18 protein-coding genes are annotated in these 20,578 nt (G+C 72.8%); 12 read left to right on the top strand and 6 right to left on the bottom strand.

Annotated elements, in window-relative coordinates:
* Window positions 1-10: 10 nt before the first annotated feature.
* The gene (locus CHC11_RS16680) at window positions 11-319 is read right to left on the bottom strand and encodes a DUF6703 family protein (protein WP_089312670.1); all 309 of its coding nucleotides are present in this window, start codon (window positions 317-319) and stop codon (window positions 11-13) included.
* Between the two features lie 28 nt (window positions 320-347).
* Between CHC11_RS16680 and CHC11_RS16675 the strand changes: the two genes are divergently transcribed.
* From CHC11_RS16675 to CHC11_RS16665, 3 genes are all read left to right on the top strand, one after another.
* The gene (locus tag CHC11_RS16675; RefSeq protein WP_089312669.1) at window positions 348-632 is read left to right on the top strand and encodes an antibiotic biosynthesis monooxygenase family protein; all 285 of its coding nucleotides are present in this window, start codon (window positions 348-350) and stop codon (window positions 630-632) included.
* Window positions 633-767: 135 nt separating this feature from the next.
* Window positions 768-2,171, top strand: a complete 1,404-nt coding sequence (locus CHC11_RS16670) for a DUF1906 domain-containing protein (protein WP_089312668.1) — start codon at window positions 768-770, stop codon at window positions 2,169-2,171.
* Window positions 2,172-2,338: 167 nt separating this feature from the next.
* The gene (locus CHC11_RS16665; protein WP_089312667.1) at window positions 2,339-3,727 is read left to right on the top strand and encodes a glycine--tRNA ligase; all 1,389 of its coding nucleotides are present in this window, start codon (window positions 2,339-2,341) and stop codon (window positions 3,725-3,727) included.
* A gap of 129 nt (window positions 3,728-3,856) precedes the next feature.
* Here the strand turns inward: CHC11_RS16665 and CHC11_RS16660 are convergent, their stop codons facing one another.
* A complete protein-coding gene (locus CHC11_RS16660) occupies window positions 3,857-4,534 on the bottom strand; it encodes a hypothetical protein (protein ID WP_089312666.1) in 678 nt (225 codons plus the stop codon).
* Between the two features lie 304 nt (window positions 4,535-4,838).
* Between CHC11_RS16660 and CHC11_RS16655 the strand changes: the two genes are divergently transcribed.
* The gene (locus tag CHC11_RS16655) at window positions 4,839-5,282 is read left to right on the top strand and encodes a hypothetical protein (RefSeq protein WP_089312665.1); all 444 of its coding nucleotides are present in this window, start codon (window positions 4,839-4,841) and stop codon (window positions 5,280-5,282) included.
* 63 nt (window positions 5,283-5,345) lie between these two features.
* Window positions 5,346-7,616 (top strand): protein translocase subunit SecD, encoded by a 2,271-nt coding sequence (gene secD / locus CHC11_RS16650; RefSeq protein ID WP_089312664.1) that lies wholly within the window; start codon window positions 5,346-5,348, stop codon window positions 7,614-7,616.
* A 209-nt stretch (window positions 7,617-7,825) separates the two neighbouring features.
* Here the strand turns inward: secD and CHC11_RS16645 are convergent, their stop codons facing one another.
* On the bottom strand, window positions 7,826-9,712 hold the full coding sequence (locus CHC11_RS16645) for a glycoside hydrolase family 15 protein (RefSeq protein ID WP_245919314.1): 1,887 nt from the start codon (window positions 9,710-9,712) through the stop codon (window positions 7,826-7,828).
* A 330-nt stretch (window positions 9,713-10,042) separates the two neighbouring features.
* Between CHC11_RS16645 and ppdK the strand changes: the two genes are divergently transcribed.
* From ppdK to CHC11_RS16615, 6 genes are all read left to right on the top strand, one after another.
* Complete coding sequence (gene ppdK / locus CHC11_RS16640; protein ID WP_089312663.1) at window positions 10,043-12,742, top strand: pyruvate, phosphate dikinase; 2,700 nt, start codon at window positions 10,043-10,045, stop codon at window positions 12,740-12,742.
* Between the two features lie 127 nt (window positions 12,743-12,869).
* The gene (locus tag CHC11_RS16635) at window positions 12,870-13,700 is read left to right on the top strand and encodes a YdcF family protein (protein ID WP_089312662.1); all 831 of its coding nucleotides are present in this window, start codon (window positions 12,870-12,872) and stop codon (window positions 13,698-13,700) included.
* Window positions 13,701-13,733: 33 nt separating this feature from the next.
* Entirely contained in the window at window positions 13,734-15,008 is a 1,275-nt protein-coding gene (locus CHC11_RS16630) for a deoxyguanosinetriphosphate triphosphohydrolase (protein WP_089312661.1), read from the top strand.
* Window positions 15,009-15,124: 116 nt separating this feature from the next.
* Window positions 15,125-16,351 carry an NAD(P)/FAD-dependent oxidoreductase gene (locus CHC11_RS16625; RefSeq protein ID WP_089312660.1) on the top strand — a complete coding sequence of 409 codons (1,227 nt, stop codon included), beginning with the start codon at window positions 15,125-15,127 and terminating at the stop codon, window positions 16,349-16,351.
* A 47-nt stretch (window positions 16,352-16,398) separates the two neighbouring features.
* Window positions 16,399-17,568 carry an MFS transporter gene (locus tag CHC11_RS16620; protein WP_089312659.1) on the top strand — a complete coding sequence of 390 codons (1,170 nt, stop codon included), beginning with the start codon at window positions 16,399-16,401 and terminating at the stop codon, window positions 17,566-17,568.
* Between the two features lie 92 nt (window positions 17,569-17,660).
* Window positions 17,661-18,113: a GtrA family protein gene (locus CHC11_RS16615; RefSeq protein WP_245919397.1), complete on the top strand. Its 453-nt coding sequence runs from the start codon at window positions 17,661-17,663 to the stop codon at window positions 18,111-18,113.
* A 76-nt stretch (window positions 18,114-18,189) separates the two neighbouring features.
* Here CHC11_RS16615 and CHC11_RS16610 read toward each other — a convergent pair whose 3' ends face one another.
* Entirely contained in the window at window positions 18,190-19,059 is an 870-nt protein-coding gene (locus CHC11_RS16610) for an LLM class F420-dependent oxidoreductase (protein WP_089312657.1), read from the bottom strand.
* Between the two features lie 129 nt (window positions 19,060-19,188).
* Here CHC11_RS16610 and CHC11_RS16605 point away from each other — a divergent pair, with 129 nt between their 5' ends.
* Window positions 19,189-19,578, top strand: coding sequence for a MerR family transcriptional regulator (locus CHC11_RS16605; protein ID WP_089312656.1), 390 nt, complete (start codon window positions 19,189-19,191; stop codon window positions 19,576-19,578).
* Here CHC11_RS16605 and CHC11_RS16600 read toward each other — a convergent pair.
* Complete coding sequence (locus CHC11_RS16600; protein WP_179278872.1) at window positions 19,530-19,955, bottom strand: hypothetical protein; 426 nt, start codon at window positions 19,953-19,955, stop codon at window positions 19,530-19,532. The genes CHC11_RS16605 and CHC11_RS16600 overlap by 49 nt on opposite strands.
* Window positions 19,943-20,551 carry a TIGR03086 family metal-binding protein gene (locus tag CHC11_RS16595; protein ID WP_089312655.1) on the bottom strand — a complete coding sequence of 203 codons (609 nt, stop codon included), beginning with the start codon at window positions 20,549-20,551 and terminating at the stop codon, window positions 19,943-19,945. The genes CHC11_RS16600 and CHC11_RS16595 overlap by 13 nt, the downstream gene beginning before the upstream one ends.
* Between the last annotated feature and the right edge of the window lie 27 nt (window positions 20,552-20,578).

Below are 20,578 nucleotides of genomic sequence, written 5' to 3'. Positions count from 1 at the left end.
AAAACGGTTGTCAAAACCGACCGATGCCGCGTCCCAGGGCGAATCCCACCAGGACCGCCAGCGCGGCGAGGCGCAGGATCCTTCCCGAGCCGTCCAGCGAGGGCCAGTTCAGGTAGGCGAACCAGCCGAGCGCGGCGGCGAGCACCAGCAGCCCGGCCGCGGCCGCCCAGCCGGTCCCGGCCATGCCGATCACCAGCAGCACGAACACGGCGACCAGCAGGACCCACCGCGGCATCCGGTGCAGGAACACCACCGGCGCCGCGCTGCGCCGCTCGACGGCCGCCCGCAGCCCCCTCGCGCGCTCACCTCTCGTCTCCACACGCCCAACGTACTGCCAGGATGGACGGATGATCGCGATAACCCGGTACCGGGTGCCGGACGAGGAGTCCGGCGGCTTCGCCGAGGGCATGACCGCGGTGCTGGCGGCGCTGGCCGCGAGCACCGGCTTCCGCTCCGGCCGCCTCGCCCGGACCGTCGACGACCCCGGCCTGTGGGCCCTGGTCACCGAGTGGGACGGCGCCGGGCACTACCGCCGCGCGCTCGGCGCCTACGAGGTGCGGCTCCGGTTCATGCCGCTCGCCGCCCTCGCCGTGGACGAGCCCGGCGCCTACGAGGTGGTCGCCTCCGCCTGAGCGGCCGCCCGGGCCGCGGGCCTGGTCAGAATGTGGGCAATCGGCGGTCAAGAAGCGGCCCATCCCGGTTTCGGCGCCTCCGTCAAGGTCATCCTTGCCGCACATGATCATGCCGTGGCCTGCGGGGGAGCTGTGATGCGCCATGCCGTCCTGTTCAGCGTGTCGTCCGGCGCGGCGGCCGTCGCCGCCGCCATCACCGTCGCCGGGACGGCCCCCGCGCGGCCCGCGGCCCATCAGGCCGCCTCGCTCTCCCTGACGGGGCCTGCCGGGAGCGCGGGGAGCCCGCACGGCCGCGTGGTCGAGTACCGAGGGCTGCGCGTCCCCGTCCCGGCCGGCTGGGAGGTGTACCGGCTCGACCGGCATCCGTCCCGGTGCGTCCGCTACGACCGGCACGCGGTCTACCTCGGCCGTCCCGGCCCGCAGCCGGACTGCCCGGCCCGCGCCGTCGGCCGCACCGAGGCCCTCCACATCCAGCCCGCGGGGGGCGGGCGGACCGCGCGGACCGTCGTGCACGCCGACAAGCTCGCCTCGCTGACCGTGCCGCGGACCGCCGACCACGAGACGCGGCTCACCCTTCCCGAGGCCGGGGTCACGATCACCGGCGTGTACGGCAGGGATCCGGGGCTGCTCCAGCGGATCCTGCGGGGCATCCGGCTGTCCGGCCGGCGGTCCGCCGCTCCGTCCGAGCCGGACGTCCGCCGGGTGGCGACCGCCGTTCCCTCCGCGGCGGTCGGGGCGACGGCGCCGGCCGCGGGACCGGCGCCCAGCGGGGGCCCGGTGCCGACCGGCGGCCCGGCGCCCGCCGAGAGCCCGCCGGCCGCCCAGAGCCCGGCGGCCGCCCAGGGGACGGCGCTGGAGCGCTCCTGGGCGCGCGGAAAAGGGTTCGACACCTGCACGGCCCCGTCCCTGGCGACCATGAGGGCCTGGCGGCCTTCGTTCAAGGTCACCAACATCTACATCGGCGGAGCGTCGCGCGGATGCGCCCAGCCGAACCTCACCGCGTCGTGGGTGAGGCAGGTACGCGCCATGGGCTACCGCCTCACCGCCACCTACGTGGGCCTCCAGGCCCCGTGCGGCAGCCGTCCGCAGCGCTTCACCGCCAAGAGCGCCTCCTGGCAGGGCACCCGGGCCGCCGTGGACGCGGCCCGCAGGGCCAGGGCGCTCGGCATCCCGGCCGGCAAGCCGCTCTACTACGACATGGAGGCCTACGACCACAGGAAGAGCGCATGCAGGGCCGCCGTCCTCCGGTTCGTCGACAAATGGGTCAACCGGCTGAAGACCGAGGGCTACGAGCCGTGCCTCTACAGCAGTGTCAAGTCCGGCATCCGCGACGTGGGACGGTCCTCGATCAGCAAGCCCTCCTGCGTCTGGTTCGCCAACTGGGACCGCCGGGCCAAGGTGTACGGCGACCCGTTCCTGCCGGACGCCTGGTGGTCGCCGCACCGCCGCGTCAAGCAGTACCGCGGCGGGCACCGGGAGACCCACGGCGGGGTGACCCTGAACATCGACTGCGACATCGCCGACGGGCGCGTTTACTAGTTCCGGCCCAGGGGCCCCGGTGCCCTAAGCTGGGGGCACTCTCCGGCGGCGGCGGTGACCGCGCCGGAGCACATCACCGGGGATCACACTCGCCCGCCGCCCGCCGTCGCCGCGGGACCGGGGCACTCACTGTTCCCGCCGACCGCCAGCCGGATGGAGAATCTCTCATGGCACGCCGTTCCGATGTGCTGGACACGATCGTCAACCTCGCCAAGCGGCGGGGCCTGGTCTACCCGTCGAGCGAGATCTACGGCGGTCTCCGCGCCTCCTGGGACTACGGCCCCCTCGGCGTCGAGCTGAAGAACAACGTCAAGCGCCAGTGGTGGAAGTCGATGGTGCAGGGCCGCGACGACGTCGTCGGCCTCGACTCGTGCGTCATCCTGGCGCGCGAGGTCTGGGAGGCCAGCGGCCACGTCCAGGCGTTCGTCGACCCGCTCACCGAGTGCCAGTCCTGCCACAAGCGCTTCCGGGTCGACCACCTGGAGGAGGCCTACGAGGAGAAGCACGGCCGCCCGCCCGCGAACGGCCTCGCCGACATCTCGTGCCCGAACTGCGGCGTGAAGGGCTCGTTCACCGAGCCGAAGATGTTCAACGGCCTCCTCAAGACCTACCTCGGCCCCGTCGAGGACGAGTCGGGCCTGGCCTACCTGCGTCCCGAGACCGCGCAGGGCATCTTCATCAACTACCTGAACGTCCAGCAGTCCGCGCGCCGCAAGGTGCCGTTCGGCATCGGCCAGGTCGGCAAGTCGTTCCGCAACGAGATCACGCCCGGCAACTTCATCTTCCGGACCCGCGAGTTCGAGCAGATGGAGATGGAGTTCTTCGTCAAGCCGGGCAGCGACGAGGACTGGCACCAGTACTGGATCGACGAGCGCATGCAGTGGTACGTCGACCTCGGCATCAGCAAGGAGAACCTGCGGCTGTTCGAGCACCCGCAGGAGAAGCTGTCGCACTACTCCAAGCGCACCGTCGACGTGGAGTACCGCTTCGACTTCGTCGGCAGCGAGTGGGGCGAGCTGGAGGGCATCGCCAACCGCACCGACTACGACCTGACGACGCACTCCAAGGCGTCCGGCGCCGACCTGTCGTTCTTCGACCAGGAGTCCGGCGAGCGGTTCACCCCGTACGTGATCGAGCCCGCGGCGGGCGTCGACCGCTGCACGCTCACCTTCATGATGGACGCCTACACCGAGGACGAGGCGCCGAACGCCAAGGGCAAGATGGAGAAGCGCGCCGTCATGCGGCTCGACCGGCGGCTCGCCCCGGTCAAGGTCGCGGTGCTGCCGCTCTCGCGCAACGCCGACCTGTCCCCGAAGGCCCGCGACCTCGCCGCGCAGCTGCGCCGAAACTGGAACGTCGACTTCGACGACGCCGGGGCCATCGGCCGCCGCTACCGCCGCCAGGACGAGATCGGCACCCCGTTCTGCGTCACCGTCGACTTCGACACCCTGGAGGACGACGCGGTGACCGTCCGGGAGCGCGACTCGATGAGCCAGGAGCGCATCGCGCTCAGCCAGGTCGAGTCGTTCCTCGCCGCGCAGCTCGTCGGCTGCTGACCCGGCTCCGGGCGACGCCCCGGTGACGGCGTGACGGGCCGCCCCCGCATCGGGGGCGGCCCGTCCCTTTCCGGGAGCACGTCGTGGGAGGCCTTGGCGCCTCCTTGGGAGCTCCGTGCCGGCCTCCGGTCAGCTGGTGACGTAGAGGGACTGGTTGAAGGTGCCGGATCCGGCGACGGTCTCGCCGCGCAGCGCGTACGTGGCGGTGACGCCGGCGGTGGACGGGCAGAGGAAGCTGCTGCCCGACTGCTTGCTGACCGTGGCGTTCTGCACGCCGACCTGCGCTTCGCCGCTGCTGGTGACCGGCCGCGAGGCGTTGTTGCCGTTGTAGCCGTTGGCGGTGAGGTTGCCGCCGAACACGCAGGTGATGCCGCCGAGGAGGTTGATCACGGCCTTCACCCTGAAGTTGGCGATCGTGACGGTGGCGTCCCGGCCGCCGGTGTGGCCGGCGTCGAAGGTGACGTTGCCGCCCGTCCACGGCAGGTTCTGCGAGGTGATCGTCGCGCTGGTGCTGCCGCTGCAGGCGCCGCCGCCGGCGCCGGTGAAGGTGGCGGCGCTGACGTTCAGCGCGCTGCCGTCGGAGTTGATGGAGCCGGTCATCGTCGACTGGCTGCAGGAGCCGCTGCCGAGCGAGCTGCTGACCGTGGCGGTGCCGAGCAGTGAGGCCTGCACTCTGCCGGAGTAGGCGGCGGCCGTGGCCGAGCCCTTGCGGATGGTCGTGCCCGCGGCGTACGCGGGGGCGACCCCCGCGGCGAGGACGGCCAGTGCGGCGGTCCCGACGATCGCGGTCTGTCTGATTCGTGCCACCGGAGACTCCTCTGTCCGGTTCGGGGTGGGCATACGCGAAAGTAATTCGCATAATGGGCGCGGGCAATGGCGGGCGGCCGACTGCGGCCTGGCCGGATCGGGACACCCGCCGGTGTCCGCTGGTAAGCCCGTACGGCCGGGGGCGGGCAAGGTCTTTGTCACGCACGCCCGCCTTGACGGGCACGCATTCGCGGGAATCCCCTGCTGAGCCCGGACGGCGGCGCCGGCCCCGCGAACGTGGGCTAGGTTGGCGGGAACGGGCGGGGCGAGCGACCCGCGGGCGATCCCGGGGGAGGAGGTCGGAATGGGCGACGCGCACCATCCGGCCCTCCGGCGGCCCGTCGCGCGGCTGCTCGTCGTCGTGCTCGGCCTCCTCGGCTTCGTCGCCGGACCGGTCGGCGCGGGCATGCCCGCCGGCGGTGGCGTGCAGGGCAGCGCGCCCGCCACCGGCACGATCTCCGGCGTCCGGATCGGGGCGGCGCTCCAGGGGCCCGCCCGCACCCGGGCCGCCACCAAGACGCGCACCGCCGGACGCACGCAGACCGCCATCGCGGCCACCGCGCTCCACGCGGCGGGCGCGGCGGCGCCGTACGCCCAGCCCGAGCACGCGACGCCCCCCGCGTCCGGCGCCGAGGTCCGGCCGCCGTCCGGACGCCACGTCCGGGCCGCCTCCGCGCACGTCGCGCCCGACGTCGCTCCGCGGGGCGCCCCGCGCGGGCGCGCCCCGCCCGCCTCCACAGGGATCTGAGCTCTCTGTCCCCGGTGCCGCACGCCGACGTGCCGCGCCGAAGCCCCCGCGTGGAGGTTTCCCTTGACTCGCGCCAACGTGGTGCGGGCGGTACTGGCGTTCGCCGTGCTCGCCACATCGTTCTACTTCGCCTGGTCCAAACCCGCCCGCCTCGGCCTCGACCTCCGCGGCGGCACCCAGATCGTCCTTCAGACGCAGGACTCCCCGGCCGTGAAGGCCGACCGGGAGTCCACCGACCGCGCCCGCGAGGTGCTGCAGCGGCGCGTCGACGCGCTCGGGGTCGCCGAGTCGTCCATCACCCGGTCCGGGGACCGGCGGCTGATCGTCGAGCTGCCGGACGTCCAGGACCCGACCCGCGCCGCCGCGGCCATCGGCAAGACCGCGCAGCTCACCGCCCACCCGGTGCTGGCCGCCGGCGGCACGCCGGCGCAGGGGCGGCAACTGATCCCCGACGAGAGCGGGCAGCAGATCCTGATCGGCCCCGCGGCGCTCACCGGCGCCGGGATCGGCTCGGCGGGCGCCTCCTACGACCCGCAGAACCTCGGCGGCTGGGCGGTCGACGTCCGGTTCAAGGGCGGCGGCGGCGACACCTGGGAGCGGCTGACCGCCAAGGCCGCCTGCGCGGCCGGCGACGAGCGCCGCGTCGCCATCGTGCTGGACGGCAAGGTGATCTCCTCGCCGCAGGTCACCGAGAGCGTCGCCTGCGGCGTCGGCATCACCGGCGGCTCCACCCAGATCACCGGGGACTTCAGCCCCACCGAGGCCAAGGACCTCGCGGCGCTCATCCAGGGCGGCTCGCTGCCCGTCCCCGTCAAGATCATCGAGCAGCGGGTGGTCGGTCCGACGCTCGGCGACGAGGCGATCGACGCCAGCGCCCGCGCCGCCGTCATCGGCATCGTCCTCACCGGTCTGTTCATCGTGGCCGTCTACCGGCTGGCGGGCCTGCTCGCCACGGTCGCGCTCGCCGGGTACGCGCTGATCTCCTACGGCGCCCTCGTCGCGATCGGCGCCACCCTGACGCTGCCGGGGCTCGCCGGGTTCGTCCTGGCCATCGGCATGGCGATCGACGCCAACGTGCTGGCCTTCGAACGCGCGAGAGAGGAGCGCGCCGCGGCGCCGGGCCGCAGCGCGCGGACGGCGCTGGCCGTCGGATACGGCAAGGCGTGGTCGGCGATCGCAGACTCGGCCGCCACCACCGTGCTGGCCGCCGGCCTGCTGTTCTTCCTGGCCTCCGGGCCGGTGCGGGGCTTCGGCGTCACGCTGATCATCGGCGTGCTGGGCTCCCTCGTCTCGGCGATGCTGCTGAGCCGGGTCCTCACCGACGCGGCCGCCGCGCGCATGCCCCGGCTCAGCAAGGGCAGGGCGGGCGGCATCGGCGGCTCCGGCCGCATCCGGCGGTGGCTGGAGGAGAGCGGCCCCGACCTGATGGGGCGCAGCCGCCTGTGGCTGGGCGTCTCCGCGCTCGCCGTCGTCCTCGCCGTCACGGGGATCTTCGCCCGCGGCCTGAACTTCGGCGTGGAGTTCACCGGCGGCCGCCTGGTCGAGTACTCCACCTCCCGGCACGTCGACATCGACACCGCCCGCGCCGCCGTCGCCGATGCCGGGTTCCCGCGCGCCGTCGTCCAGACCTCGGGAGAGGACGACATCTCGGTCCGGACGGCCGACCTGAGCAACGCGGAGGAGAAGCGCATCGAGGACGCCCTCGCGAAGGAGGGCGGCGGCGCCGCCAAGCAGCGCGACGAGCTGATCGGCCCCAGCCTCGGCGACGAGCTGCGGACCAAGGCCCTCATCGCCCTCGGCGTGGCCCTGCTGGCCCAGCTCGCCTACCTGACGATCCGGTTCCGCTGGACGTTCGCGGCGGGTTCGGTGATCGCCATGTTCCACGACATCGCGATCGTCACCGGGATCTTCGCCTGGCTGGGCAAGCCGATCGACGGCGTCTTCCTCGCCGCGCTGCTCACGATCATCGGCTACTCGGTGAACGACTCGGTCGTGGTGTTCGACCGCGTCCGCGAGATGTGGGCGGCGAACCCCGGGGGCCGCTTCGCCGACATCGCGAACCGGGGCACCCTGCAGACCGTCCCGCGGACGATCAACACCGGCGTGGGCGCCCTGTTCATCCTGGCGGCGCTGGCCGTCCTCGGCGGCGACTCCCTGACGGACTTCGCCATCGCGCTCCTCATCGGGATCGTCGTCGGCACCTACTCCAGCGTCTTCACCGCGACGCCGCTGGCCGTCGTCCTGGAGCGCCGCACCAAGACACCGCCACCCCAGCACAGGCAGAAATCCAGACCCGCCCGCCGCACCCCCGGCTACTCAGGCGCAGTCGTCTGACCCCCGGCCGCCGTCGCGCACCGAGCGGCGGCGGCAGGGGCGTCGCTTCTCCGGCATGGAGGATCGCTTGGGCGTCCATCCCTCCCCGTGATCAGGCAGTGGACGTCTGGATCGCTGGGTCGGGGGTCGGGGGTCGGGGGTCGGGGGCGTCGCCGGGATGCGATCAAGGAATCCCGTGGCCGGGGCAGGTCCGGCCACGGGTCCGGGGGTCAGGCGAGGGGCGGCTGGTCCGTGGGGTTCTCCGCCCTGATCACCTGCATGACGGCGTTGATCAGCGCCAGGTGGGTGAACGCCTGGGGGAAGTTGCCGAGGTGCCGGCCGGTGTGGGGGTCGATCTCCTCGGCGTACAGCTGCAGCGGGCTCGCGTAGGACAGCAGCTTCTCGCACAGGGCGCGGGCCCGCTCCAGCTCGCCGACCATCACCAGGGTGCTGACCAGCCAGAAGGAGCAGATGGTGAAGGTGCCCTCGTCCGACTCGAACCCGTCGTCGGTCTCCGCCGCCCGGTAGCGCAGGACGAGGTCGTCCTCCGAGAGCTCGTCGGCGATGGCGAGGACGGTCTCCCGGACGCGCTTGTCGTCGGCGGGCAGGAAGCCGAGCAGCGGGATCAGCAGCGCCGAGGCGTCCAGGGCCGTCGCGCCGTAGTGGGCGGTGAAGACGCCGCGCTCGTCCAGCGCGTTGGCGAGCACGTCGGCGTGGATCTCGTCCGCCGCGGCCTGCCAGCGGCGCGCCCGCTCCTGGTCGCCGCGGATGCGGGCGAGCCGCGCCCCGCGGTCGGCCGCGACCCAGCAGAACACCTTGGAGGAGGTGAAGTGCTGCGGCTCGCCGCGCACCTCCCACATGCCGCAGTCGGGCGTCCGCCAGTTGGCGAGGGCGTCCTCGACCTGCTTGACGACGATCTTCCACAGCCGGTCGTCGAGCCGGTCCCGCTTGCGCACGAACAGGTAGATGGAGCCGATGATCGCGCCCCACACGTCGTGCTGCGCCTGCATGTACGCCTCGTTGCCGATGCGCACCGGGCGGGCGTTGTCGTAGCCCGTGAGGTGGTCGAGCGTGGACTCGGGCAGCTCCTCGCGCCCGTCCAGCCCGTACATGATCTGCAGCTTGCCCTCGGCGGCCTCGGCGACGTCGGTGATGAAGTAGAAGAAGTCGTTGGCCTCCCAGTCGTAGCCGAGCGTGTAGAACGCCCAGAGGGCCATCGTGGAGTCGCGGATCCAGGTGTAGCGGTAGTCCCAGTTCCGGTCGCCGCCCGGCGCCTCCGGCAGCGACGTCGTCGCCGCGGCCGCGACCGCGCCCGACGGGGCGAACGTCAGGCCCTTCAGGGTCAGCGCGCTGCGCTGCAGGTGGCTGCGCCACGGGTGGTCGGGGAAGCGGCCCCGGTCCAGCCAGTGCTGCCAGTGGTGGACGGTCCAGACGAGCCGGTCCTGCGCCTCCTCCCACGACGAGGGCGCCGCGTGCTCGCTCCAGGACAGCGCCACGAACCGGGACTCGCCCTGCTTCAGCAGCGTCCGGGACGTGGCGAGCGACCCCTCGAACCCGACGTTCATGTCGGTGGTGAGCCGCAGGCCGACGCCGTTTCCGCGGGCGGCGGCCTCGTGGTACCCGGAGCCGGTGTGCTCCCAGCGCGCCGGCGTCTGCCCGTAGTCGAACACGGGCATGCAGTCGAGCCGGACCTGCACCTGCCCGTTCACGCACCGGACCATCCGCAGCAGGACGTGGTCGGCGTCGTAGTCGGTGGGCGCCCTGCGGTGCGTGTAGGAACGTTCCGTCTCGTGGTGCCAGGGGCCCATGAGCAGCGCGTCCGTCACCACGAGCCAGCCGCCGTGCACCCACCAGGTGGTCTCCATCACCATGGTCCCCGGGATGTAGCGCTGCGCGGCGGGCACCTCCACGCCCGCCGGGCCGACCCGGAAGTATCCGGCGTCGCGGTCCAGGATGGAGCCGAAAACGCTGGGCGAGTCCATCCTGGGCAGGCACATCCACTCGATGTTGCCGCTGGGCGCCACCAGGGCCGTCGTCTCGCAGTCGGACAGGAACCCGAAATCGGCGATGGGGGCGAACGGATCTCCCGCCCGGCCGCCGGCGACCTTCGGCCTCACAACGTCACCTCCTTGATTCATCATTCCCTCTCCCGCGCGATGGGCATGTCTTGGGTACGGGCCGCCTCCCCGGGGATGGGACGCCCGGGGAGTGCGGTTTATTGCGGTGTGTCGCTGGTCTCCCTATTGGAATAGACCACTATCCGCAGTCTGAGCTGGGATAACTCCCCTCGGCGCACCGGGCGCCGAGCAAGTCCCGAGTTCGCGGGTACAGTCCCGGCAAACAGGGCAGCGGACCCGCCGCCGCCTGGGGTGATGCGATGCCGCGCGCCCCGCGGAGGCGGATCCGGAACTGCCACTGGGTGGAACCGGAGCGAGAAGGAGCTCCCCGTGCGGAAGTTCGTGTACGACTTCACTGAGGGAAACAAGGACCTCAAGGATCTCCTGGGGGGCAAGGGCGCCAACCTGGCCGAGATGACCAATCTCGGGCTGCCCGTGCCGCCGGGGTTCACGATCACCGCGGAGGCATGCCGGCACTACCTCGAGCACGGGAGCCTGCCCGACGGCCTGGCGGACGAGGTGAACCGGCACCTGGCCGACCTGGAGTCCACGATGGGCAAGAAGCTCGGCCAGAGCGACGACCCTCTCCTGGTCAGCGTGCGGTCCGGCGCCAAGTTCAGCATGCCGGGCATGATGGAGACCGTCCTCAACGTCGGGTTGAACGACGAGTCCGTGCACGGCCTCGCCACGCAGGCGGGCGACGAGCGGTTCGCGTGGGACTCCTACCGCCGGTTGATCCAGATGTTCGGCAGGACCGTCATGGACATCGACGGCGACCTGTTCGAGGACGCCGTCGAGGACGTCAAACGGGCCCGGGGCAGCGACGACGACGGGGACCTGACCGCCGGGGACCTCAGGGAGCTCGTCGACCGGTTCAAGGTCATCGTACGGGAGAAGGCGGGCCGCGAGTTCCCGACCGACCCGCGCGAGCAGATGGACCTGGCCGTCGAGGCGGTGTTCAGCTCCTGGAACGCGCCCCGCGCCATCCTCTACCGGCGGCAGGAGCGCATCCCCGTCGACCTCGGCACGGCCGTCAACATCTGCTCGATGGTCTTCGGCAACATGGGCCTGGACTCGGGGACGGGCGTGGCCTTCACCCGCGACCCCGCGACCGGGCAGCAGGGCGTCTACGGCGACTACCTGCAGAACGCCCAGGGCGAGGACGTCGTCGCCGGCATCCGCAACACCGTCGCGCTGACGGAGCTGGAGCGCATCGACAAGGCGTCCTACGACCGGCTTCTCGAAATCATGGAGACGCTGGAGAACCACTACCGCGACATGTGCGACATCGAGTTCACGATCGAGCGCGGGAAGCTCTGGATGCTGCAGACCCGGGTCGGCAAGCGGACCGCCGGCGCGGCGTTCCGGATCGCCTGCCAGCTGCTCGACCAGGGGCTCATCGACCTGGACGAGGCCGCCCGCCGCGTCACCGGCGACCAGCTGGCCCAGCTCATGTTCCCCCGCTTCACCGACCGGGTGGACGGCGTCCGGAAGATCACCAAGGGCATGAACGCCTCGCCGGGCGCGGCCGTCGGCAAGGCCGTGTTCACCTCCGAGCGCGCCGTGGAGCTGGCCGGGCGGGGCGAGCAGGTGATCCTGGTCCGCCGCGAGACCAACCCCGACGACCTCGCCGGCATGGTCGCGGCCAGGGGCGTCCTGACCTCCCGCGGCGGCAAGACCTCGCACGCCGCGGTCGTCGCCCGCGGCATGGGCAGGACGTGCGTCTGCGGCGCCGAAGAGCTCGACGTCGACGTCAAGGGCGGCAGCTTCACCGCGCCCGGCGGGATCACGGTCAGGGAGGGCGACGTCATCTCGATCGACGGGTCCTCCGGCGAGGTCTACCTCGGCGAGGTGCCCGTCGAGGACTCGCCCGTCGTCCGCTACTTCGAGGGGCAGCTCTCGACCGAGGAGGGTGGCGACCTGGTCAAGGCCGTGCACCGCGTCATGGAGCACGCCGACGCGCGGGCCGCGCTGAAGGTCCGCGCGAACTCCGACAACCCGCAGGACTCCGCCCGGGCCCGCCGGTTCGGCGCCGCCGGGATCGGACTGTGCCGCACCGAGCACATGTTCCTCGGCGACCGGCGGCAGCTCGTCGAGAAGCTCATCCTCGCCGAGGACGACGACGGGCGGCAGGCCGCGCTGGACGCCCTGGAGCCGCTCCAGAAGAGCGACTTCGAGGGCATCTTCGAGGCGATGGACGGGCTGCCCGTCACCATCCGGCTCATCGACCCGCCGCTGCACGAGTTCCTCCCCGACATCACCGAGCTGTCGGTCAGGGTCGCGCTCGCGGGCGACGAAGCGGACGCCAAGGACCGGAGACTGCTCGAAGCAGTCAACCGACTGCACGAGCAGAACCCTATGCTGGGCCTGCGCGGCGTGCGGCTCGGTTTGGTGATTCCCGGTCTTTTCGGCATGCAGGTGCGCGCGATCGCCGAGGCCGCGGCGGCGCGCAGGAGGGCGGGCGGCGACCCGCGCCCGGAGATCATGATCCCGCTGGTCGGCGCGGTCCAGGAGCTGGAGGCCGTCCGGGACGAGGCGCGCGGCATCCTCGCCGCGGTCCGGGAGTCGAGCGGGGTGGACGTGCCGGCGCTGATCGGCACGATGATCGAGCTGCCCCGGGCGGCGCTGACGGCCGGGCAGATCGCCGAGGCCGCCGAGTTCTTCTCCTTCGGCACCAACGACCTCACCCAGACGACCTGGGGCTTCTCCCGCGACGACGTCGAGGCGGCGTTCTTCTCCCGCTACCTGGATCTCGGAATCTTCGGGGTGTCGCCGTTCGAGACCCTCGACCGCGAGGGCGTCGGCAGGCTCGTGCGCATCGCCGCCGAGGAGGGCCGCCGGGCGCGCCCCGGCCTCAAGCTCGGCATCTGCGGCGAGCACGGCGGCGACCCCGACTCGGTGCACTTCTGCCACGAGGTGGGCCTCGACTACGTGTCCTGCTCGCCGTTCCGCATCCCCGTGGCGCGGCTGGAGGCGGGCCGCGCGGCCATCGAGGCCGCGGACGCCTCGGGCGGCAGCGACAGCCGCTGACGCCCCGCCCGGCGGCCGGCCCCCGCACGCCCCGGGCCGGCCGGCGGGACCGATGTGGGACGGATGACACGCCGACCTGGCGAACCTGGCGCGCATGCCGGAACATCTCACTAACGTGTCCGATGCGATGACGTTGGAAGCGGAGTTGCCGGAGTTCACGCCGGAAGACGATGAGGCGGACGGGCCCGAGGACCGGGCGGACCGGCCGCGGCGGCGCCGTGGGCGCGGCCGGTGGCGCCGGTCGCCCTGGTTCACGATCCCGGCCGCGGTGGTGATCGGGCTGCTGGCGATCACGGTGCTGACGCCGCTCGCCGTCGGGGCGCGGATCTGGCACCAGGCCCGCCAGGACGAGCGGCCCCGCTCCGACGCGATCATCGTGCTGGGCGCCGCGCAGTACAACGGGGTGCCGTCCCCGACGCTGAAATGGCGGCTCCAGCACGCCCTGGAGCTGTACCGCGGCGGGGTCGCGCCGGCCATCGTGACGGTGGGCGGCAAGGCGCCCGGCGACAACTACACCGAGGCCGGGGCCGGCCGCGGCTGGCTGATCACCAAGGGCGGCGTGCCCGCCTCCCGGGTCTTCGAGGTGCCCGTCGGGCGCGACACGCTGGAGAGCATGAAGGCCGTCGGCAAGGAGTTCGACCGGCACCACTGGTCGTCGGGCGTGATCGTCACCGACCCGTGGCACGGGCTGCGCTCCAAGAAGATGGCCGAGGACAGCGGCATCAGGGCCGCCGCGTCGCCGACCCGCAGCGGCCCGAGCGTGCAGACCCGCGACACCCAGTTCCACTACATCGTCCGCGAGACCGGCGGGTACCTGTCGTACGTGCTGCTGGGCAAGAGCGTCCAGGTGCCGGACGAGACCATCAAGCGGATCCACATCGACCCGTCCGAGACGCCCTCGTCGTCTCAGCCCCCGTCCTCGTCTCAGCCCCCGTCGTCGCCGTCGCCGGGGCGCTGAGGCCCTCCGCGGCCCTCTACCCTGGATAGGGACATGACGATCAACGTGACCACGGGCTACGACGGCCGTGACAAGGAACGCTGGGCGCCCGAGCCCCCCAAGCGGCGCGACCGCACGGCGTTCGAACGCGACCGGGCCCGGGTCCTGCACAGCGCCGCGCTCCGCAGGCTGGCCGCCAAGACGCAGGTGGCCTCGCCCGGCGCCGACGCCGCGGCCGACACCGTGCAGAGCCTGCGCACGCGCCTCACCCACTCGCTGGAGTGCGCGCAGGTCGGCCGCGAGCTGGGCAAGTCGCTCGGCTGCGACCCCGACCTCGTGGAGACGGCCTGCCTGTCGCACGACATCGGGCATCCGCCGTTCGGGCACAACGGCGAGTACGCGCTCGACATCGTCGCGCGCGACTGCGGCGGGTTCGAGGGCAACGCGCAGAGCCTGCGCGTCCTGACCAGGCTGGAGCCCAAGTCCTTCGGCGCGGACGGGTCGCCCCTGCACGGCCGCAGCGTCGGCCTCAACCTGACCCGCGCCGCGCTGGACGCCGCGATGAAGTACCCGTGGTCGCAGGCCGAGGCCGTGAACGGCAAGTTCGGCGTCTACGACGACGACGCGGACGTGGCGCGCTGGGTGCGCGACGGCGCCGAGCCGGGCCGCACCTGCTTCGAGGCCCAGGTCATGGACTGGAGCGACGACGTCGCCTACTCCGTCCACGACCTGGAGGACGCGCTGGTCGCCGGGCACGTCGACTTCGGCCGTCTCGCCGACCCCGCCGAGCGCCGCCTCGTCGCCGCCACGGCGGCCAAGCTGTACTGCCCCGACGCAGGCCAGGCGGAGCTGGAGGAGCGCTTCTCCGCGCTGCTCGCCGAGCCCTACTGGCCCGACCGCTACGACGGGACCCCGCGCAGCCTCGCCGCCCTCAAGAACCTGACCAGCACGCTGATCGGGCGGTTCTGCCTGGCCGCCGAGGCCGCCACGCGGGAGGCCTACGGCGACCGCCCGCTCACCCGCTACGCGGCGGAGCTGATCGTCCCGCGGCCGCAGTGGCTGGAGAACGCCCTGCTCAAGGGCATCACGGCGCACTACGTGTGGATCAGCCACGAGGAGGTCAGGGCCCGCCAGCGGACGCTGATCACCGAACTCGCGGAGATGATGCTCGCGGGCGCGCCGGACACGCTCGACCCGGGCTTCCGCGACGCGTTCGTGGACGCCTCCGACGACGCGGCCCGGCTGCGCGCCGTGATCGACCAGATCGCGTCCCTGACCGACCTGTCGGCGATGGCCCGCCACCGCATGCTGGGCGGACGCGGGCACTGACCCTCCGGTGGGGGAGGCGCGGGGCGGGACACGCCTCGACGCGCCAGACGATGGACCCTTGTCTCGTGGCATAGGCCGCTGTAGGGATAGCTACAGGTCCACTACAGGAGGTCACCATGCCCGAGGAGACGTTCGTCATCGCCGGCGCCGGCCTGGCCGGGGCCAAGGCCGCCGAGACGCTCCGGGAGGAGGGCTTCGCGGGCAGAGTGCTGCTGGTCGGGGAGGAGATCGAGCGGCCGTACGAGCGGCCTCCGCTGTCCAAGGGGTTCCTGCTGGACAAGGAGCCCCGGGAGAAGGCGCACGTCCACGAGGCCGACTGGTACGACAAGCACGACGTGGAGTTGCGGGCCGGCACGTCCGTCGCGTCCATCGACCGGGGCGCGCACCAGGTCCGGCTGTCCACCGAGGAGCCGGTCTCCTACGACAGGCTGCTGCTGGCGACGGGCGCCTCCCCGCGCCGGCTGGACGTGCCGGGCTCCAAGCTCCAGGGCATCCACTACCTGCGGACGATGGCCGACTCGGCCGCGTTGAAGCAGGCGCTGGCGCCCGGCGGCCGCCGGGTCGTGGTGGCCGGGGCGGGGTGGATCGGGCTGGAGGCGGCGGCCGCCGCCCGCGGGCACGGCAACGAGGTGACGGTCATCGAACCGGAGCCGGTGCCGCTGCACGCCGCGATGGGGCCCGAGCTCGGCGGGATGTTCGCCGACCTGCACCGCGAGCACGGGGTCGTCCTGCGGATGGACGAGGGCGTGGCCGGGTTCTGGGGCGCCGGGCAGGTGTCGGCGGTCGTGACCTCCGGCGGCGCCGAGGTGCCCGCGGACGTCGTGATCGTCGGCATCGGGGTGCGGCCCAGGAGCGGGCTCGCCGAGGAGGCCGGGCTGGAGGTGTCCGACGGGATCCTCGTCGACCAGTCGCTGCGCACGTCCGACCCCGACATCTTCGCGGCCGGGGACGTGGCCAACGCCTACAATCCGCTGCTCGGCCGCCGGATCCGCGTCGAGCACTGGGCGAACGCCCTGGACGGAGGGCCCGCCGCGGCCCGCGCGATGCTCGGCCAGGACGTCGTCTACGACCGGATCCCCTACTTCTTCAGCGACCAGTACGACCTCGGGATGGAGATGTCGGGCGTCGCGGCGCCGGGGGAGTACGACGAGGTCGTGTACCGCGGGGACGTCCCCGGGCGGGAGTTCGTCGCGTTCTGGCTGTCGGGCGGCCGGGTCGTCGCCGGCATGAACGTCAACGTGTGGGACGTCACCGGGGACGTCCAGGCGCTGATCCGCTCCGGGCGCCCGGTGGACGCCGCCCGCCTCGCCGATCCGGGGGTGCCGCTCGCCGACCTGGTGTGAGGCGGCCGGGACGGGCCCTGTCGCGTAAGCCACGTACAGTCTGCTGAGTGGTGACCGAGAAGATCGCGACGCCGGCCCGGGCGCGCACCGCGGTGACGCTGGCGTTCGCCGCCCACGGCCTGCTCGGCGCCGCCTGGGTCGCCCGCATCCCGCAGATCAAGGAGCATCTCGGGCTGAGCGAGGGCGCGATGGGCGTGGCGCTGCTCGGCGCGCCCGTCGGCGTCGTCGCGGCCGTCCGGTTCGCGGGGCGGATCATCGACCGGTGGGGCAGCCGCGTGACGACGATCGCCGCCGGGTCCACCGGCGCGGTGGCGCTGGTCCCCCTCGGCCTCGCCTGGAACCTCGGCGGGCTGATCTTCTCGCTGCTGCTGATGGGCGCCTCGCTCGGCCTGATGGACGTGGCGATGAACGCGCAGGGCGTCGCCGTGGAGCGCGGCTACGGCCGCCCGCTGATGTCCGGGCTGCACGGCTCCTACAGCATCGGGACGCTGCTGGCGGCGCTGGCCGGCGCGGCGGCCGCGCACGCGGGCGTTGCCGTCCCGCTGCATCTGGCGGTCGCGGCGGCGGTGCTGATCGCCCTGCTGGCCCTCGGCTGCCGCGGCCTGCTGGACCGTTCCGCCGACGAGTTCCCCGAGCCGGACGAGGACGCCCCCGCCCCCGCGCGCTCCCCGCGCCGGCCGCTGATCATGCTCGGCGTCATCGGGCTGTGCTCGTTCGTCGGGGAGGGCGCCATGGCCGACTGGAGCGCGATCTACCTGCGGGAGAACCTCGGCACCGGGCCCGGGGTGGCGGGGCTCGGTTACGCCGGGTGCGCGGTGGCGATGACCGTGGGGCGGCTCACCGGCGACCAGGTCGTCGCGCGCTTCGGGCCCGTCCCGGTGCTGCGGGGCGGCTCGCTTGTGGCCGCCCTCGGGCTCGGCCTCGGGCTCGCGGCGGGCGACCCCATGGCGGCGGTGGCAGGGTTCACGCTGTTCGGCCTCGGCGTCGCGGTCGTGGCGCCCGTCACCTTCAGCGCGGCGGGCAACGTGCCCGGCGTCCCGCCCGCGGCCGGGATCTCCCGGGTCACCGGCGTCGGCTACCTCGGTCTGCTCGGCGGCCCGCCCGTCATCGGGTTCATCGCGCAGGGCGTGGGCCTGACGTGGGCGCTGGCCGTCCCGGTCGCGCTGGTCGGGCTGATCGTCCTGCTCGCCCCGGCGGCGGTGACGGCCGAGCGGTGAGGGAGGGCGGTCGCGGCCGTGCCCGTTGATCTTTGCGGGGTAACGACCTTCGTATATGTCCTACTCAGGTAAGGTCTGGGCGAGTGAGCACCATGCAGCGGTCGAGACCGGCCGAAACGGTCACGTCCGCCACGGCGCTGTGGACATTCCTTCGGGAGCTGCTCAGTTTCGGTTTCGTAGGGTGCGTCGGCACGCTGATCATGTTCTTCGGCGCCAACCTGATGCGCGCGTGGCTCGGCGGCAGCCCGGTCACGAGCGTCGTCGTTCCGACCGTGGTGTCCACCCTGTCCTCCTACCTGCTCAACCGGTTCTGGACGTTCCGGCACCGCGACAGCGACGGCTCCGGCCGGGAGGTCGCGATCTTCTTCGCGCTGAACGGCGTCGGGCTGCTGATCCAGGTGCTGTGCACCGGCTTCACCTACTACACCCTTGGCCTGCACGGCGGGATCGCCTACAACCTGGGGCTCCTCGCGGGCGTCGGCCTCGGATCGGTGTTCCGCTACTGGTCGTACAAGAAGTGGGTGTTCACCCCCGCGACGGCATGAGACGGGGCCGCGTCCGGCGCCGTGTACCGGCGGGTCGCGTTCCGCGCGCCGCGGCGCGGCGCGCGGAACCCGGCTCTCACCTGCCCGCCGGGACGATCTTTTCGGTCTGGACCAGGGCCTCGGCGAGGATGCCGGCGAGGTCCTGGCCGGTGCCCTGCGAGAAGATCACGTGGTCGATGCCCCGCTCGGCGAGCCGCCCGACGGTGTCGACGGCGGCGCCGACCGAGGGCGTCCCGGTGAAGAAGGTCAGCGACGTCTTCTCGATCTCGGTGTGGTCGCGGCCCTCGCGCTCGCAGTGCTCCCGCAGGACCTCCAGCTTGCGGGGCAGCTCGTCGCCGTCGAAGAGGTTGCAGGCGTCGGCGTACTTCGCCACGAACCGCAGCGTCTTCTTCTCGCCGCCCCCGCCGACGAGGATCGGCGGGTGGGGGCGCCGCAGCGCGGGCGGTGAGTTGAGCGGGCGCTCCAGCGTGTAGTGCTCCCCCTCGAACGGCGACTCGTCGCCCTCCCACATCCGGCGGGCGATCCGCAGCGTCTCCTCCAGCCGCTCGAACCGCTCCGCGGTCGGCGGGAACCGGATGCCGAGGCCGCGCGACTCCTCGTCGTTCCAGGCCGCGCCGATGCCGAGCCACGCGCGCCCGCCCGACAGGACGTCCAGCGTGGTCACCGTCTTGACCAGGACGCCGGGGTGCCGGTAGGTGACCCCGGTGACCATCGTCCCGAGGGTGATCCGCTCGGTCAGCGCCGCCGCGTACGCGAGCGCCGAGTAGCCCTCCAGCATGGGTTCCTCCGGCGGGCCCACGGCGCCGATCTGGAAGAAGTGGTCCATCACCCAAAGCGAGTGCAGCCCGCCCTGGTCGGCCTCGCGGGCGACGCGTCCGAAGGACGGGCCGATCTGCTCAGGCCCTCCGGGGAAGGTGAAGCTCGGAACCTGGAGTCCAATGCGCATGGCATTCCCTTCGCGTGGTTCGTGTCGTGCGTCTCCTTCCACTCTGTGCCCTGGAGTGCGCTCCAGGTCAAGCGGGCGTACCGGCCGGACGTTGACCTGGAGTGCACTCCAGGTGCGATCCTGGGGTGCGTGAGCTCCTACTCTCCCGCCGAGACCGCCGAGAAGAGCGGTTTCAGCATCGACACGCTGCGCTACTACGAGAAGATCGGGCTGCTGTCCGAGATCGCGCGGAACGCGTCGGGACGGCGCGTGTTCTCCGACGACGACCTGCAATGGCTCGGGATGCTGCGCTGCCTGCGCGGCACCGGGATGCCGATAGCCGAGATGCTGCGCTACTCCGAGCTGGCCCGCGGCGGCGGCGAGACCGTCCAGGAGCGGCTCGACCTGCTGCAGGAGCACGACCGCCGCGTCGAGGAGCAGATCGCCACGCTGCGCGCGCAGCAGAGGCAGATCAAGGTGAAGATCGGTTTTTACCGGGAGGCGTCGATGATCTGCGAGGCCGCCCCCGCCCCGGCCTGAGCGAGGACCCGCTCCGCGCGCGCCCACGTCCCGGCAGGCTCGAAGGCGTCCGACCACCAGGTGTCGGCACGGATCGTCCCGCGCCGCCGGAACCTCCGCATGATGGCGACGTGCGGCGGCCAGGCGACGAATCCGCGCAGCGCGTCCTCGCCGGTCCAGACCGAGACGGAGCCGCACCTGCGCCGGCGGAGGTCCGTCCACAGCCACAGGCCGACGGCGCCCTCCAGGTCCGGCCACGACCGGCGCAGCACCATGCCCGCGTGGAAGGCCCTCGGCAGGTCGGGCGGGTGCGCGCAGGTGAAGTGGGTGACGCTGACGAGGACCGGGCCCGTCGCCCGGACCGGCCCCGCGCTCCACCGGGTCCTCAGGAGCGCCATGAGGGGGCCCGGCCGAGGAGGGTGAGCAGGCGGTCCCGCGGCTCCGCGCCGTCCGAGGAGGGGACGGACGGGGCGAACGAGTCGCCGGGGCCCCGGCCCTCCGCGGGAACGATGGCGGCGATCTTGAGGGACGCCTCCACGAGTTCCCCGGCGGGCTCCCAGGCCGCGCCGATCGAGGCGGCGACGTCCCAGGCGTGCACGACCAGGTCGACGAAGTGGAAGCTGATCGCCAGCGCGGCGGGGAAGGCGCCGCCGTCGCGGATTTCGGGAAGGGCCAGTTCGGCGTCCAGGGCCACCTCCGTGAAGGCCTTCGTCACGAGGTCGGCGGAGGCCCGCGCCGCGCCGAGGGGGTCGCCGCCGAGGTCGCCGCCGCGCCAGGCGGACAGCCGCGCGCCCTCGCCCCGGGCGGCGGCCGCGAAGCCCTCGTCCTGGCTCACCTGGTGGCGCAGCAGGCCGTGCAGCGTCCAGTCGGGGCACGGCGTCGGCAGGTGCAGCGCGTCCGGCTTCACCTGCGCGACGACGGACAGGTAGAGATCGGCCGCCTTCCGGTCGAGTGGGCGGAAATCGGTTGTGAGCAATTCGTTCAGCAGGTCCATACGGCCACGGTAGGGACTCGCAGAGGC

Origin of the sequence: Actinomadura mexicana, from assembly GCF_900188105.1 — a bacterium.
Classification (GTDB): domain Bacteria; phylum Actinomycetota; class Actinomycetes; order Streptosporangiales; family Streptosporangiaceae; genus Spirillospora; species Spirillospora mexicana.
Note: the sequence above shows the minus strand (reverse complement) of the source record. Positions and strands in the feature narration are given on the sequence as shown.